Here is a 16,486-nt window from a genome sequence, read left to right as displayed (position 1 = left end):
AAATATGGATTTGTCAATATAAATAGGTGTTAATAAATGCATTGTAAAAAAATTTATTTATTATTTTGGTCTTTAATTATCGAAAATTTACATTATGTTATTAATAACATAATCAAGTTTATTCTTTTTGGCTTTATACATCGAATTGTCAGCAAGTTGTATTATTTTATCAATATCGAAGCTTTCATAAATATCACTGAAAGAGACGCCGATACTTACATTTACAGGTAGAATTAAATTCTCATATGGTACAGGCTGAGAAATAACATCTTTAATATTAATAACCAGTGTCTCTAATGATTCGATATCTTTGAAATCCTCAACGATTAAGATAAACTCATCACCACCGAATCTGAAAATATAATCTAGGTCATCTAACGAATTACGCATTCGCTGTCCTATTGTTCCCAATACAACATCCCCTGCAGTATGTCCATATTTGTCATTAATTAACTTGAAATCATCGAGATCAAGCATAATCAGCGCAAATGTGTGATTATGCATTTTGCAATATTCGATACGTTGCTCAAGAATAGATTTCAAATTATGACGATTGAATAAACCCGTCAGAAAGTCATAATGGGCGATAGACTCTAACTTTTCATTCGCTTCTTCTAACTCGTGGGTTCGCATTGATACACGATACTCAAGTTCTTCGGTGATTGACATTAGCTCCTGGTTTGTCTTCGCCAATGTATCTTGATGATATGAAAGACGTTTGATGAGTTGCTCAAATGAATTAGCCACAATTCCTATTTCGTCTTTCCGTTGAGTAAGGTCGCTTTGAAGTATCTTATCTTGGTCAACTTCAAGGCGTTGAATTTGGGAGATAAGACTTTGCAATGGTTGTCCAAAATTGAGCCGAAGGAAAACGAGTATTGCTAAGATAGCTAAAAGTGACACGATTCCAGAGTGAAGTAAAATTGTGTTAATAAAAGCAGTAGTATTTTTAAAAATATAATTCTGGTCGAGTTCAACAACAATATATAGCTGATGCGGTACAGTACTGCTGACAGCTTTCTTTATTGTGTAACTGCTCATATTCGAAGTATGACTGAAAGTAAGTAGATGCTTGTTTTCTGTATATACGACGTCATCAGTATTAGGGAAGGTAAACAAACTTTTGCCACTTTCGTCACAAAGTGTAACGGACAATAAACCTTCAATATTGTCGAACACTTTGCTTAAAAGGGTCTCATAGCCATTGAATTCCTCAGGAAGCAAGCCTAACTTTAACAGCTTCTCTGTCTGAAATACGAGTTTACTCGCCGCGTTATTCCCTCTTTCAATTAACACATCGTGATAGCGGTTGCTGATCTCTTTTGAAAACATAGTCACAAGAATTACCGTCACTAAAATAAGTCCGGCGCTAAATATGAGTGTTATTTTTCGACTGAGTAAACCTTGCACGTTACTATTAATCCCAGCTGTATTTATTTTTGACTGAGTTATCCAACAGCAATTGAACATCCAGTTTAATGCCTAAATCTTTTGCTCTAGATAAACTAATCATGGGCTCACCTTTTAGACTTGGGGACATCTTTATTGACTTGGGACTTACTCCATCTTTTAATATTCTGCGTGCCATAACACCTGCGAGGTGGCCTTGTTCATACCCAGAAACTGCAACGGCACAAAGGGTTCCATTATCAACTCTAGACTCCCAGAATGAAAAATCGGGTAGTTGACTATTCTCTGCTGTCCATTTTAGTATTTTTTTATAATCTACATTATTGCCTAAACGATCTTTGAGATTAAATACGCCAAGGAGTGCAATAGCATCAACTTCATTCTGAAGCTGCGTAATCGTTTCTTTGTATTCATCAAAAGTATGCATGAGCGACCAATTAACGACGTCTATCTCCATTTCCGGTACTAACGCTTCTTTCATTCTAGAAATAACACCAACCCAGGTTGGATCGTTATCAACGATAACGGTGATACGCTTGATATCTTGTTGGATTTGACGGAGCAAATTGATGGTTGGAATAATATGTTCATACTCCATTACACCAGTCACATTTGAAGATCCTAAAAAGCCATATTCAGATGGGGCTCGATTTACGGCACTAAATACGATCGGCATAGCTGATCCAACATAATCTTGAGCAACGTATTTTTGGGCATTATCATCGTTGGTGTATAAAAGGTCAGGTTTCCAGCTGGAGATTATTTCTTTGGCTAATTTAGCTTTAGTTTCAATGGCAGAGACAGAACTGACTCTTTTTGTATCAAGTTCAATGACTTTGTAGTCGACATCTAAATCGCCTATGCCATCTTTAAAACCCTGGAATTGTTGGATATTCCAATCCCAACTATGGTGATAACTCATTACATGAAGAATTTTGAACCTGTGAGGGGCGGAGTTGGCACTTACATTGGTTATCGAGAAACAAAATAAAAGTGTATACAGCCATCGTTTACTAAGAGTCATTGAGCTTACCTATATACATCTAATCGTACTGTTAACTTTAGTACAAGATGCAGTTTAAGGCGCATTAACCAATTAAGTGATCAGTATCTAATAGCTGAAAAGTGAGAGCTTAGTAGCATATGAGTGAAAACGTTCGATATATCTGCTGTGAATTGCGTGATCTATTGCGACTATTCATTGGTAGGATATTCATTCCAAGTCCGTTCATCGAGTGTGATGTAACTTTTGTCATCTTTCATCATCATTGTCACTCCAGCATTTTGAGCAACGATCGGTGTTGAAGGTAGGTTTGCAGTAAGTAAGTCTAAATCTAAATGTCTTGCACCGTACGTATTACTATCAATGATGTTTGTCGTAAGTTGTCCTAACGCTAAATGACTTGATGGGGCATCTATCTGAATACGAGAGTCTTGCTTATTAAGGTTTGCTCCAAAGAAAGTGACCCCAACAGGAATATTAATGATCGCTGGGGCGGGGATGTCACGGATACCAGATACTTGTATTTTATCACCGCGCAAGCCAGAACCATGCTCAGGTATGAATACGACAGTGATATTCCTGCCGCTATCTTCTATTTGTTGATATATGGTGTCTAAATCATTAAGAAGGTTGTTAAGCCGACGCTTGTAACTGACGATACTGGTTGAATTGTCGCTATTAACAATACGATTACCATCATGTAATGAGATCGTATTGTATAAGGTGACACTATTTGTTACATCGGAGTCAGACTTTTTCAATACTTGATCCAATACGTCTAGATCTCGTTTTATAGGCGAACCATCAAATGCAACCTGATATCGGTCAAGAGTATTATATTCCGTTGTGATGTTCGTCATATGACCAGCTTCACCAATCAATTGAGTAAAGTTATCGAACACCCCATTGTGATTCATTGTGATACTAGTATCAAAACCAAGGTTGCTAAGGTTCTCGAAGAGATAACATGCTTGACTGTTTGCTTCATCGAACAACGTAGAGTGACTTGGCTGACCACATCCTGCACGTAAAAGTCTCACTACAGCTGGCCCACTATAAGAGGTGGCAGAATTGTAGTTTGTAAATGTTATATCAAACCGTTGAAATAATGGATGTTCTGATAATTGCGCAAGTTTTAAATCATCCCATGATAGAGAACAAATACTGATGAACAACATGTCAAAAGGTGCGACGGAATTCGAATCTGCAACCAAGTGAGTTTGCTTTAATTCTTGATTATCAAAAAAATTGTCCCTATCTGAAGACAGTGTTTGATCTAGGCTAAGCGTGTTTTCGGATAGATTATTTTTTATCGAATTGTTTTGTATCGACGAAGAGGTCAATTGAATTAGTGAAATATAGCAAATAGTCAATAATACAATAACGGTAATACGGAGGTAATGACGAATAAAATTATAAACGACGCATAATGCTAGAAAACCAATAAATAATTTTATATCGACGAAGCGTTGAATTAAGTCAAGTAGATAAAGTGTATCAAATTGTAATACCGATTCTAATTGATTAATTAAGCTAGTAAATGGTGGAAGAAAAGAATCGAAATATAATAAACAGCATGCTATGAAACCAAGAATTAATTTTTGAAGAAGGCGATTGGAGAGAATCTGTGGTAATAAAATTATTAACAAGAAAAAAGCAATGTTATAAATAAGGTTAAAATCTATAAGATCGGTAAAAAAAAGATAAAATTTTATCGCGAAATATACGTTCCACCATTTTATGTCAATGTTTAACTTTTTGAAATTGTGACAAATTAATTCTGATGGTGTTGACATGCTTTGGTGTCTCTTGGAAGTATTACTTCGGAGTAGAATAAATTGTGTATTTAAATATAGATTAACATCTTAGATGTATCAATTCTGAGAGATATTCTTTTAATTTAGATTAAACTAACCTATACATTTGAATGTATTAGATTTAAGACTGGAAATTGCATTACTTTTCATAGCTACTAACATTAGGTTTAGTTTTAAGTGATTCTATCCATTCATTGTTGGTAGGCTAGATTAGGAGCTAAAGTGAAGAGTAAAGATATAGAAGAAATTTATGCAAACTATGAAATATCTAATGGGATCTATAATGAAATAAATCAATCTAATGATTTAGATAGGATTCGTAGGAAATGGGCAATATTTTCTCTCATTAACAAAGATATTAATGTTTTGGACAAAAATAACTCTTCAGATGGTCAAAATTTAAATGAAAACAATTGCGCTGCTTAATCTAAAATCTGGATGTGGTGCCACAACAGTCGCTGCTAATCTTGCGGATATATTGTCTATATCACACAAAACTTGGCTTTGGCAAACCGATGAAATGGATCAATTATCTCTTCATTACGGTCAAAGTATTGATTTGAGTGTAGAATGGAAAGCAGAGTTAGATTCTTCTTGTTTTAACAATAAGTTAGATTCTATCTATTCCAGCGATTTACCATTTACGTTTTTTTCAAACCCCCACAATTCTGGTTTCAGTCTTGTGCACATCGATGATTGTCATTGTTTAAGTAAGCTTAGTAGAACACTGAAGCAATTTGATGAACAAGGTACTCCGTCTTATTCGGTCGTCCACATACCACATGAATTTCATCGTTTCGTTGATTTGTCTGAATTATTCGATTTGGTCATAGTAGTTGGGGCCGCTGATGCACAGACTTATCAACGCTTAAATATGCTGAATGGCTCACTAAATAACTCATATTTCGACAACGATAATGTGAAATTACTCATCAACAGGTATAGCCCTGAGCTAAGTATTGAGAATGATCTGTATACCATTATTAGCGACGAGTTTACTGATAGAATTTTGCCTGATCCTATTTTCAATTCCCCTGAATTTCTAGAAGCGGCAGCGAACATGGTTACGCTAAAATCGTACGCAAACAAATCCTTTGCCTACAAGAATATAGAGAACCTGGCGCAATGGTGCCGAACATGGCTTGAAGCGGATACTGATAGTGAATAATTCCTCTGGTAAGTCGAAATCTGGTTTTACCTATGTAATGGCACTGTTTGAGGCGCATTACGGTGTAACTTCGTCAGGTGTCGGGCGAGTGTTAGTTGGGTGCTGGTGGCTTTTTTCATCGATTATACTCACATCAACCATCAATGGGAATGCTTCTTGGAAGTTACTGGTTTCACTGTATCCTAATGTGAATTTTTGTCGCCCTTCGTTGGTAGATCCTCTACGATTTTGCATTCAATCCATTTGGTTACTGTTTGTTCTTTTATCTAAATTACTCTCACTATTTTTCTATTTTCCCTCCTGGATAGCGATGGGCGCTAGGTTTGTTCTAACGACGTTAAAGCGCAAAATTTCTTTTGTTGGAAAACGAATTACCGATTTCGAACATAGAAATGAACGTTCAGATAATAAGGCACAGTCGACGTCTAAATTAATCGTAAATAAAGTTATTCTCGCGTTCTTTCTTAGTGTGTTTGCCGCTATAGCGACGGTGTTTGTGATGGTTCCATTATCATTAGAACAGCAAATAATGAGTGTTGGAATTATTACCTTGGTTGCATTTGTATTACGTTCCGTACCAGGGCGTATTTCATTGCTGGTCATGATGTCGATCTCGGCCATTGTGTCTACTCGTTATATTTGGTGGCGTTTATCCGAAACAATTAACTGGCATGACGCGATGTCTACTGCATTTGGCGTTATTTTACTTTGCGCCGAGGTTTATGCATGGGTCGTTCTGATGTTAGGGTATTTTCAAAACTCGTGGCCGTTAAATCGGGTCCCCAAGCAGTTAGTTTCAGACACAACTAAGTGGCCAAGTGTTGACGTTTTCATACCAAGTTATAATGAACCTCTAGATGTCGTTAGGGCAACGGTGTTCGCTGCTCAAGGAATCGATTGGCCTAAAGATAAGCTCAACATCTACATTCTTGACGATGGCAAGCGAACGGAATTTGAGGAGTTTGCTGAGTTAGCTCACGTCGGTTATATAACTCGAACCACCAATGAGCATGCCAAAGCCGGAAATATTAATAAAGCGCTACTAAAAACGGATGGCGACTTTATCGCCATATTCGATTGTGACCACATACCAACTCGAGCGTTTCTTCAGCTTACTATGGGGTTATTCCAAGAAGACCCAAACCTCGCGTTAATTCAAACCCCCCATCATTTTTTCTCCCCAGACCCGTTTGAGCGAAATCTTAATAATTTTCGGTCAGTACCTAATGAAGGCAGTCTATTTTATGGGTTAGTACAAGATGGGAATGATCTTTGGGACGCGGCATTCTTTTGTGGCTCTTGCGCTATAATTAAGCGTGGTCCGTTGCAAGAAGTCGGCGGTATAGCAGTCGAAACGGTAACAGAAGATGCTCATACCTCTTTAAGGCTTCATCGATTAGGTTATAAGTCAGCATATTTGAAGCAGCCCCTTTCTGCGGGGTTAGCGACAGAGACACTTTCTGCTCATATCGGGCAGAGAATTCGATGGGCACGGGGAATGGCTCAGATATTTCGCATTGATAACCCACTGGCAGGTGTTGGTTTGAATTGGCGACAGCGCTTGTGCTACCTGAATGCAATGCTCCATTTCTTGTCGGGCATTCCAAGAATGATTTTCTTGTTGGCTCCCTTAGGTTACTTAGTTTTCGGCGCTCATATTATCGATGCACCAGCAGTAGCACTATTGGCGTACGTGATCCCCCATATGGTTATTTCCAATATTACAAACTCGAAGATTCAAGGTAAGTATCGCTACTCGTTTTGGGGAGAGGTATATGAAACTGTACTCGCGTGGTATATCGCAAGACCAACTACGGTAGCCTTGTTTGCGCCTCATAAAGGCACATTTAATGTGACCGCTAAGGGGGGGTTAATCCCGTCGTCGCATTTTGACTGGTTAATCTCGACACCATATTTGGTATTTATGGGATTAAATTTAATTGGTGTCATATTTGGTCTATTCAAATTAGACCTTGATGATTTTGGTACGTCATCCACGATAGCCGTTAATCTGATGTGGACGGCATATAATTTACTGATCATCGGCGCAGCTATCGCGATTGCTCAGGAATCTAAACAAGTACGCAAAGAGCACCGGGTCGGCACCGCATTTTCTGCTCAAATGAAAATACCAGGCGGTTATCGGGTTGAGACAGAAATGATCGACTTCTCATTAAGTGGAGTGAAATTGAAGTGGAATATCGAGTCAGAACTTGGTCATCAACTCACGTCCGGTGACAAGGTAATGTTGATTCTGCAAAAAGGGCAACAACGTTGTAGTTTTGACGCTAACGTGATTGCTGTTGATGCTTCAAGCTGTCGTTTACAGTTTGAAACTATGTCATTAGCTAAGCAGGTCGAATATGTGCAATGTACCTTTGCACGCTCAGATATATGGAGCCGTTGGCAAAATGAATATAAACACGACAAGCCTTTAGACAGCTTATTGCAAATATTTAACGCTGGTGGAGTAGGCTATTATCAATTAGTGAAGAATATTTGTAACGTTAAATTGGGCAGATACAAACCCCTATTGCCAGTGGCTAAATTGTTAGTTTCTCTTAAACCACATCCCATTCTTAAAGAATTTTAATTTATGAACATGAAAATGAAAAACGCGTTGATACAAGCCGCATTGATAGCTGTACCATTAATTGCTGCTTATCCTTCGATGACATTGGCCGCAGATAACAAGAGTCAATCCTCACTCTTACATGAGTATTCGTTCAAAGATCTTGGTGTGGCAGGGACTTTAAAATTACAAGGTAACCAAAGCGTCGGATACCTTGGGTTTGGGTTAAGGCTCGATCAAGTCGCTGAGTCTACGAGTGTTAGATTAAATTATATTGCGTCTCCTTCACTGTTGGAGAACTCTTCGCATCTGAAAATCTACCTTAATGATCAATTAACCAAAGTGATTGAGTTCGATAAGCGAAATGTAGGCAGCCAGTCGAGCGTTGATATCGAACTGATGAATGAGTTTATTACTGATTACAATCAACTAAAATTTGAACTTGTCGGCTTTACTGAAGATCAATGTCAGCACCCAGATCGCGCAAACATTTGGCTAGAACTTGCCGAACAAAGCTCATTAATCATCGAAACTCAACGTCTAGAGTTAGCGAACAATCTGAGTATATTACCAGCACCTTTTTTTGATCCTAGAGATTCTACTTCACTGGCATTGCCATTAGTAACAAGTTCTTTGCCATCATTAGGTATCATCAAGCAAAGTGGCATAGTTGCATCTTATTTTGGCGCGCTAGCAGATTGGCGAGACACCGACTTTAGTTTGGTCGAAGATCAATTGCCACAATCGAATGCGATAGTCCTACTAACTAACGATCAAAAACCTTCGTTTCTGGCTGACTTACCGAATGTTGATGGTGCATATTTAGAAGTGATCGATCACCCTACTAGTCAGTATCATAAACTACTACTTGTTATGGGGCGCGATGAAGCAGACCTACAAAATGCTGTGCTTGGCTTGATCTCTAATCAAACAGCACTTAATGGCCCGATTAGCCGTGTAGACTACATTGAACCTCCTCAACCTCGTTTACCTTATGATGCCCCTAAATGGCTCAATACGTCAGCACCTGTCAAGTTTGGCGAACTTCTTTCCGAGTCATATCAGTTTGAACAACAAGGAAATCATGGTGGTGCTATAGGGTTTGATTTTACGCTTCCACCTGACTTATTTGTTTGGCGCAGTAAAGGTGCTGAGCTTGATGTCTCCTATCGCTATTCTCCTTTAAAGCCGGATCAAATTTCTCAATTAACCGTGAGTTTAAATGGTCAGTTCTCTGGTGCATTTTCATTGGATGAAGTGAGTGGTGCAGAAGAATCAAACTCAATGTCCCTTCCAGTGATTGATGGTGTTAATGCTGCATTAAGTATGGCGCCCATGGTAAGTCAAGGTGAGCAGAACAAACTAGGACTTAAATTTCAATTTGCCAATGGAAACCAAGGGGAGTGTTCCACTGAGCGCGCGAATGCATTTTTTGGTTCGATTAATCCCAATTCGACGATTGATTTCTCTGGTTTTCCTCACTATATGGAAATGCCCAACTTGTCGTCGTTTGCCAACAGTGCTTTCCCTTATACGCGCTTAGCTGACTTAGCCGATACCTTGGTTATATTGCCTGAAACTCCGAATCAGAACGATTTGCAGAGTTATATTAACTTTATGGCATTTACCGGTTCGACATCGGGATTCCCAGGTTATTACGTTTCTCTTGCCTACGGAAAAACATCCGCATCTTTGACCGGTAAGGATATTTTCGCCGTTAATTTACCGTCTGAAGTTTTGACTGAATTAGGGCAAGAGCAAAACCGTGTCATCCTTGGTAATGATGGAACTGTTGAGTTTTCGTCAATGGTTCAACAAGACAAAGCATCTGTCGATAAACTCCAAAATGACGTCAAACTCACTCAAAGTGGTGCGATGGCAACGGTGTCGAGTTTTGAGTCTTCCGCGACATCAGAAAGAACCGTTGTTGCGCTTAATATGTCGTCAAGTAACGCTATGGAGTTGTTGTCCCCGTTGTTTAAAGGAACAGTGAGTGGGGATGTGTTTTACGGTGGTACCGCGGTTATTAATTCACAAGAAATTAAAAGCTTTGAGGCAAAAGAGAGTTACTACATTGGCTCACTTCCAATTATGAAGTTTATTTGGTTTCATGCTTCACAATTCTCTACGGCTCTATTAGCGGGACTTTTAGTTTTTATCGTTTTCTTTAGTTATCTAGTATGGCGAGCACTCTCAAATATTGCACATGACCGAAAAAACGGAAAACCTGATTAAATGGAGCAGGATTAGATGAATGTAAAATCGATAATTGGATTATTGATGCTTCCTTCTTTCACAAGCTTTGCCGAGCAGTGTGATTGGCCTGAGTGGGAAGGGTTCAAAGAGCATTTTATCGTAGATGGTCGAGTTATCGATTACAGCGACGAACGCAAAATTACAACCTCAGAAGGGCAATCTTATGCAATGTTTTTTGCTCTCGTTGCCAATGACAGAAAAACGTTTGATCAGTTATTTCATTGGACTCAGACTGAACTCTCCAATGGCAATATAGGCAGCACGCTACCTGCGTGGTTGTGGGGATGGAACAAAGAACTTGATCGTTACGATGTGTTAGACAGCAACTCGGCATCAGATTCTGATTTGTGGATTGCCTATGATTTGGCTGAAGCCGGTATTATCTGGAATAACTACGCCTATCGTTCCGCAAGTAAGCGTTTAGCAAAAAACATTTTGGAGTATGAAACGGTAAACGTCGATAACTATGGACTCGTACTTTTGCCTGGTCCTGTGGGTTTCGATCTTGGTCGTAATACATACAGGCTCAATCCTAGCTATAGCCCAATTCAGATCTTAGAGCGAATCGCCCAATTAAACAGTGATTCAAAGTGGGATGATTTGATTTCTAGTGGTTACCGTGTCACTTATGATTCCGCACATAATGGTTTCTCACCAGACTGGATTGAAGTCACCAACGGAAAACTACAGGTCGATCGGAAAACAGATGGTGTAGGGAGCTACAACTCAATTAGAAGTTATTTATGGGCTGGGATGCTCCACGATGATGCACCACAAAAAGAGGCATTGCTTAAACGCTTTAAGCCTATGGTGAGCAGCACAAAAGTAAAAGGGTATCCACCGCGTCTTGCGAATACCATTCGAGGTACGGCTAAGGAGCAAGGTAGTGAGGGTTTCTCGGCTTCGATGCTGCCAATGCTTAAGTCGTTAAACGAGAATAGAGCTTTGAAGCGGCAGTTAGCACGCGTCAAAAAGGGTATGAAATTTGATAATAACGAACGTTACTATGACTCAGTACTAACCTTGTATTCGTTAGGTTGGCTGGAAGGTCGTTATCGGTTCGGTGCGTCTGGAGAGTTAATTCTCCCATCAAATGAGCAATGCAAATCATGATGACTAGATTAAAAGCCCTTTTAGCTGCATTTGCGGTAGTCGGTATCAGTAGCGAAGCTTATTCTCAACCCTTGAGTTTTGACTATTTGGCGACTATGCCAACGTCATCAGAATTAACACAACTTAGAAAAACCTTAGTTTCTGGTACTACGAGTAAAGGCAACTTAATTGAGGCTTTGATAGAACAGGGTAAAAATGCCTATGCGAATTATCGATACGATTTGGCTAGAGGCGCGCTTCAACGAGTATTAGCCGTAGATCCGAACAATATAGAAGCAAACTATTACCTAGGGTTAATGGCTGTTGATAGCGGTGAGTTTGATAAAAGCGATGTGATTTTGAGGGCGATTCCTATTGATAGTCGTTATTATCAATTATTGATAACCTATAAAGATATTCATACTCAACGCAGTTCAGAATATCAACGAGCTAAATTGCTCGCTAAAGCGGGACGTTACCAACTTGCGCGTGAACAGTATCAGGCGCTGTTTTCTCATGGGATACCCGCTCCTGATATCGCTATCGACTACCTCATTATTGAAACTAAAATTGAGGCGACACGCTCGAATGCGCTTCATGGTTTGCATCAGCTAAATATTGAATTTAATAATGTTACTCGTTATCAAATTGAACTTGCAGATCATATTTCCAATAGTGATTCTAATTATACGTTGAAGCGAGCCATATATAATCGATTTATTTCAGACAATACCTATGGGAAACATGCGGCTAAATCATGGCTTAATCTAATTTCTGATTTGCCCGCAACGGAGCGTTCAATTGCTGACATTATATTGATTGAACAAAAATTTTCGGATGATAAAGAAGTATTAAACGATCTTGCCGACATCAAAGAAATGAAGGTCGCTAGTATTGCTCAGAAGAGAGACCCTGTTTATCAAGCCAAGCACGCAGCGATAATGTTCTATGACAATGAAAACTATGAGCAAGCAAAACTTAAAATCAATTCTGTGATCACTTCTGGGCGAGCAGATGCCGAGATATATGGATTACTCGGGCATATAGAAACAGAATTGGGCCATGCAATCCCAGCATTAAAAGCTTACAAACAAGCAATATCGAAATCACAAGATTCAAAGACGCGCGCACATTGGCAGTCATACAGTGATGAATCGGAATATTGGACGACACTTGCTTTAGCAAAGCAAGAATTCGCGATGGAAAGTTACTTTGAAGCTCAGAATCTGTTTGCTCAAGCAGTAACGATTATTCCCGACTACGCCGAAGCGTATATTGGACTAGCAGATGCGTACTATCTGCGTGACAGATATCAATTAGCGCTAGAGAGTTATCGAATTGCGCTCACGAAAGAGAAAACAAGCGCTCGTGCACTCGAAGGTGAGTTTAAATCGCTAGTTGAAGTGAGAGGCGTGCGTTACGCCGTCGAGTATTATGATCTCAAACCACTATCTCAACAAAAACAAATTGAAACCCTAGTAAGAAATACCAAGTACGAAAACGAACTCAATGAATTTGATAAAGCATTAAGAGTCGGGAATACACAGCGTGCCAAGACGTTAATTAGTCGACTGGCAAATGAGGGTATTAGTGATGCATGGTTACGAAGGAAGGTCGCATTAGGGCTCATTGATGTTGGTGAAGAAGGCAGAGCAAACGCATTGATGAAGCGTTGGTCTTCACAAGACAAATCTCCTGAAATGGCTCACGCTTACAGTATTTACCTTTCGGGGTTGGATAATGTATCTGGAGCAATTGATGTATTAAATCAAATCAGTTTAAAACGCTTTACTCCTTCTATGCATAGTACGTTACGTCGCCTTAAACTTGAGCGAAGACTTACTTTTATTTCACGCCAGTACAATAAAAATAACGGTATCGCCAACAGCCAGATTCAAAACTTGCTTAATGAAGTGAGTGATGATTCATTGTTGCGCTATGCGGTTTTAAGATCGTGGTTTTCTATGGGTGAAACATATCGTTCGTCGGTAGCATTAACGTCTGATATTCCAATGTCAGATGAACCTAAATCGTTGCAGCTAGAGTATTTGGATTTACTGGTTTCATTTGGCTTGTATGATGAGTTTGAACGTCTCAGTAAGCAATGGGGTTACACAAAGCAAACCAATCTATCGGCTCAGCAGTTAGCCGATTGGCGTGAAATCAAAACAGAATTTGATTTGCGAAAAGCCGCTGAGTGGCGCGATGATGGTAATAGTCAAAAAGCAACCGCACTTTATCGGCGGACTCTATCGTTATCTCCCAACGAGTTAAGTGTCAAATTGGCGCTGTTGTCGGCAATTGTTGAGGACGAAGGTAAAACCAATGAAGCATATAGGCTTAGTGATGACTTATACCATTCACGTAAAAAGTTAAGTCTAGATGACTCAAAAACCTTAGCGACATTACTCGACGAGCTCAATCGAGAAGATGAATCGACTAAGCTACTGTATGAATTAAGTGAGAACAGTGGCCGCGATCGTCAATTGATGAGTGATTTACTCTCGATCTCAGTTTCTCATCGCAATCGAATCCTATCTCCCAAGCTTGCTGCTCGAGCATTGACAACGAATACTCGCGCTAAGTCGAACCAATCAAATTTATACGAAATTTATCACCAAGATGATTCGACCGAGGTTGGTAAGGCGATTCGTTCAGATATTGACACGATGCAAGCGCAGTCAAACATTGATTTAGCGGTTGGATTTCATTCGTCGCAAAATTCGAGTAGAAATATTCAACGAACGATTCCAATTGAAGTGAGTTTCCCCGTTGATGATATAGATGGAAAGTTCTTTGTCAGAGCGGATTTACTGGAACTTGAAACTGGGAATATAAAACAAATTGATTTTCTAAACGAACAAAGTGAAAGCGATATCGATCAGAACATAAATGGTCAACTATTCGGTATCGGGTTTAGGGGGAATGGTTGGAGTGGTGATATTGGACGACTAGACTTCGATACTAAATCAACGATCGTTGGTGGCATAACCATCCCCGTTGACATTTCAAGTATTGGTATCGATGTGACATTATCGCGAAGGCCTATGACCTCCACCATTGTCTCATACGCTGGCGTAGAGAATACCGATGGTCAATCTCGAGAAGAAACCGAGTGGGGTAAAGTAACAAAAACTGGTGTCAAAGTAGACTTAAGTTATGATCAAGGCAACGCATGGGGGGCTTGGATGAGCCTGCAGTATCATCAATTAAACGGTGATAATGTGGAAGATAATCACCGTTCTGCATTGCTAGGAGGACTGTATCATAAGCTTATTCAGGCAGATTCAGAGCAACTGTCAGTCTCTCTAAATTCAATTTGGTTTTCGTTTGATAACAATCAGGATGAGTTTAGCTATGGCTTAGGTGGATACTACAGCCCTCAAAGTTACTTTTCACTTTCCGTTCCCGTTAGCTATGCGACGCGAATTACTCCTAAAGTATTGTTATGGGGCGGAGCGGGGGTCTCTTATTCAACAGTGAAAAGTGATGGGTTGTTTAATACTGACGAAGAATCGTCGACGAGTCAAAGCTTTGGTTTTAGTGGCGAGGTCGGAATTGAAACACGACTTTATAAACACTTAGATTTAGGGCTTAGATTGAGTCATCAATATTCTGAGGATTATGAGCCATTTGAGGTGCAACTCTATAGTCGCTATTACCTGAATCAAATATGGAGTCATGGCGATTTAACGCCGAATACCGTTACGCGTTATGCAGAGTTTGATTAGTCCTAAATTACAACTCGTTTGATAAAAAAGCCTCCATTTGGAGGCTTTGACTATCATCAGCATTGAATTGTTAAATTCTCACGAAGTAATTAATAAATTTATAATACTTGAGCAATTGCTTTGCATAGCGGGCCCATATTGGACTTAGTCATACCAGCGACACTGATGCGGCCTGAACCAACGATGTAGACACCAAATTCTACTTTAAGACGATTAACTTGCTCTTTAGTTAAACCCGAGAATGAGAACATTCCATTTTGACGAGATATAAAGCTAAAGTCTTCCTGAACACCCTCAGCTTTGAGTGAAGCAACAAACAGTTCACGCATCTCTTGAATACGGTCGCGCATCTGTTTAACTTCAGTTTCCCATTCAGCGCGTAAAGCATCGTCATTCAAAATATAGGTAACGACAGCAGATCCGTGAGCTGGTGGGTTAGAATAAATTGAACGGATAATCGCTTTTACCTGTGAGAAAGCGGTCGTTGAAAGTTCAGCATCGCCAGAAACCAATGTGAATGCACCAACGCGTTCGTTATAGAGTCCAAAATTCTTTGAGAATGAACTCGCGACTAAAATTTCTTGATTGTGCTTAGCGAAAATTCTCAACCCTTGTGCATCTTCGTCAACACCCGAAGCAAATCCTTGATAGGCAAAATCAAATAATGGTAATAATCCTTTTTTAGCACATAACTTCGCTAATGTTTCCCACTCTTGTTCCGTTGGGTCAATACCGGTAGGGTTATGGCAACAGCCGTGCAAAAGAACGACATCACCTTCAGATGCCTTCTCTAAATCAGCCACCATTGCGGCGAAGTTTTTCTCTTTGGTCTCTGAGTTGTAGTATGAATATTCTGAGATAGGTAAGCCGGCTGCTGCAAACACGCCTTTATGGTTTGCCCATGTAGGATTACTCACCCAAATTGTTGCGTCATTGAGCTGACGTTTAATAAATTCGCCAGCCACACGTAAGGCGCCAGTTCCGCCTGGAGCTTGTGCGGTTTTCGCAAGCTTATTTGAAACAATATTTGAGTTTTCGCCGAATAAAAGCTTTTGAACAGCTAAGCCATATTCTGCAGTCCCTTCGATAGTTAAATATGATTTAGTTTTTTCGCTTTCTAAAAGCGCAGCTTCTGCTTTCTTTACCGTTGCTAATACAGGGGTTTGCCCTTCTTCATTCTTATAAATACCAACTCCAAGGTTGATTTTATTCGAACGTTGGTCCGCTTTAAATTCTTCTGTAAGGCCTAATATTGGGTCTGCGGGGGCGGCTGCGATTTTTTCAAACATGTTTCTCGTCCATATTTTTGAGGGTGGGTTAAAGTGTGCAAATCCCATTATTTATACCTGTATGAATGGTGTGTTACAACCAATAGATGAAGGTAATTTTGAAAATATATAAATATCGTTTATTTGATTGATTTGAACCCAAATACAG

At 39.6% G+C, this 16,486-nt stretch carries 10 protein-coding genes; 6 read left to right on the top strand and 4 right to left on the bottom strand.

Annotated features, from left to right (window positions below; translation table 11 throughout):
* Positions 1-87: 87 nt before the first annotated feature.
* The 3 genes from ACWU4D_RS03075 to bcsG form a co-directional block, all read right to left on the bottom strand.
* Positions 88-1,410, bottom strand: coding sequence for a diguanylate cyclase (locus ACWU4D_RS03075; RefSeq protein WP_456049905.1), 1,323 nt, complete (start codon positions 1,408-1,410; stop codon positions 88-90).
* A gap of 7 nt (positions 1,411-1,417) precedes the next feature.
* A complete protein-coding gene (locus ACWU4D_RS03070; protein WP_456049904.1) occupies positions 1,418-2,434 on the bottom strand; it encodes an ABC transporter substrate-binding protein in 1,017 nt (338 codons plus the stop codon).
* A gap of 170 nt (positions 2,435-2,604) precedes the next feature.
* Complete coding sequence (gene bcsG / locus ACWU4D_RS03065) at positions 2,605-4,209, bottom strand: cellulose biosynthesis protein BcsG (RefSeq protein WP_456049903.1); 1,605 nt, start codon at positions 4,207-4,209, stop codon at positions 2,605-2,607.
* Between the two features lie 243 nt (positions 4,210-4,452).
* Here bcsG and ACWU4D_RS03060 point away from each other — a divergent pair, with 243 nt between their 5' ends.
* The 6 genes from ACWU4D_RS03060 to ACWU4D_RS03035 are packed head-to-tail and all read left to right on the top strand — an operon-like array spanning position 4,453 to position 15,049.
* Positions 4,453-4,656, top strand: a complete 204-nt coding sequence (locus ACWU4D_RS03060; protein ID WP_456049902.1) for a hypothetical protein — start codon at positions 4,453-4,455, stop codon at positions 4,654-4,656.
* The gene (locus ACWU4D_RS03055; RefSeq protein WP_456049901.1) at positions 4,634-5,398 is read left to right on the top strand and encodes a ParA family protein; all 765 of its coding nucleotides are present in this window, start codon (positions 4,634-4,636) and stop codon (positions 5,396-5,398) included. The genes ACWU4D_RS03060 and ACWU4D_RS03055 overlap by 23 nt, the downstream gene beginning before the upstream one ends.
* Positions 5,391-7,991, top strand: a complete 2,601-nt coding sequence (bcsA, locus tag ACWU4D_RS03050) for a UDP-forming cellulose synthase catalytic subunit (protein ID WP_456049900.1) — start codon at positions 5,391-5,393, stop codon at positions 7,989-7,991. Before ACWU4D_RS03055 ends, bcsA begins: the two co-directional genes overlap by 8 nt.
* A 3-nt stretch (positions 7,992-7,994) precedes the next feature.
* Positions 7,995-10,205 (top strand): cellulose biosynthesis cyclic di-GMP-binding regulatory protein BcsB, encoded by a 2,211-nt coding sequence (bcsB, locus tag ACWU4D_RS03045; protein WP_456049899.1) that lies wholly within the window; start codon positions 7,995-7,997, stop codon positions 10,203-10,205.
* 15 nt (positions 10,206-10,220) lie between these two features.
* On the top strand, positions 10,221-11,339 hold the full coding sequence (gene bcsZ, locus ACWU4D_RS03040; RefSeq protein ID WP_456049898.1) for a cellulose synthase complex periplasmic endoglucanase BcsZ: 1,119 nt from the start codon (positions 10,221-10,223) through the stop codon (positions 11,337-11,339).
* Positions 11,336-15,049 (top strand): cellulose synthase subunit BcsC-related outer membrane protein, encoded by a 3,714-nt coding sequence (locus ACWU4D_RS03035; protein WP_456049897.1) that lies wholly within the window; start codon positions 11,336-11,338, stop codon positions 15,047-15,049. Before bcsZ ends, ACWU4D_RS03035 begins: the two co-directional genes overlap by 4 nt.
* Before the next feature lie 98 nt (positions 15,050-15,147).
* On the opposite strand, the gene ACWU4D_RS03030 is transcribed toward ACWU4D_RS03035, so the two are convergent.
* Positions 15,148-16,338, bottom strand: coding sequence for an amino acid aminotransferase (locus tag ACWU4D_RS03030; RefSeq protein WP_456049896.1), 1,191 nt, complete (start codon positions 16,336-16,338; stop codon positions 15,148-15,150).
* Positions 16,339-16,486: the final 148 nt, after the last annotated feature.

The sequence above is a fragment of the Vibrio phycocola genome (genome assembly GCF_053850235.1).
The sequence above is the reverse complement of the archived record's forward strand: the minus strand, read 5'-3'. Positions and strand labels throughout refer to the sequence as shown.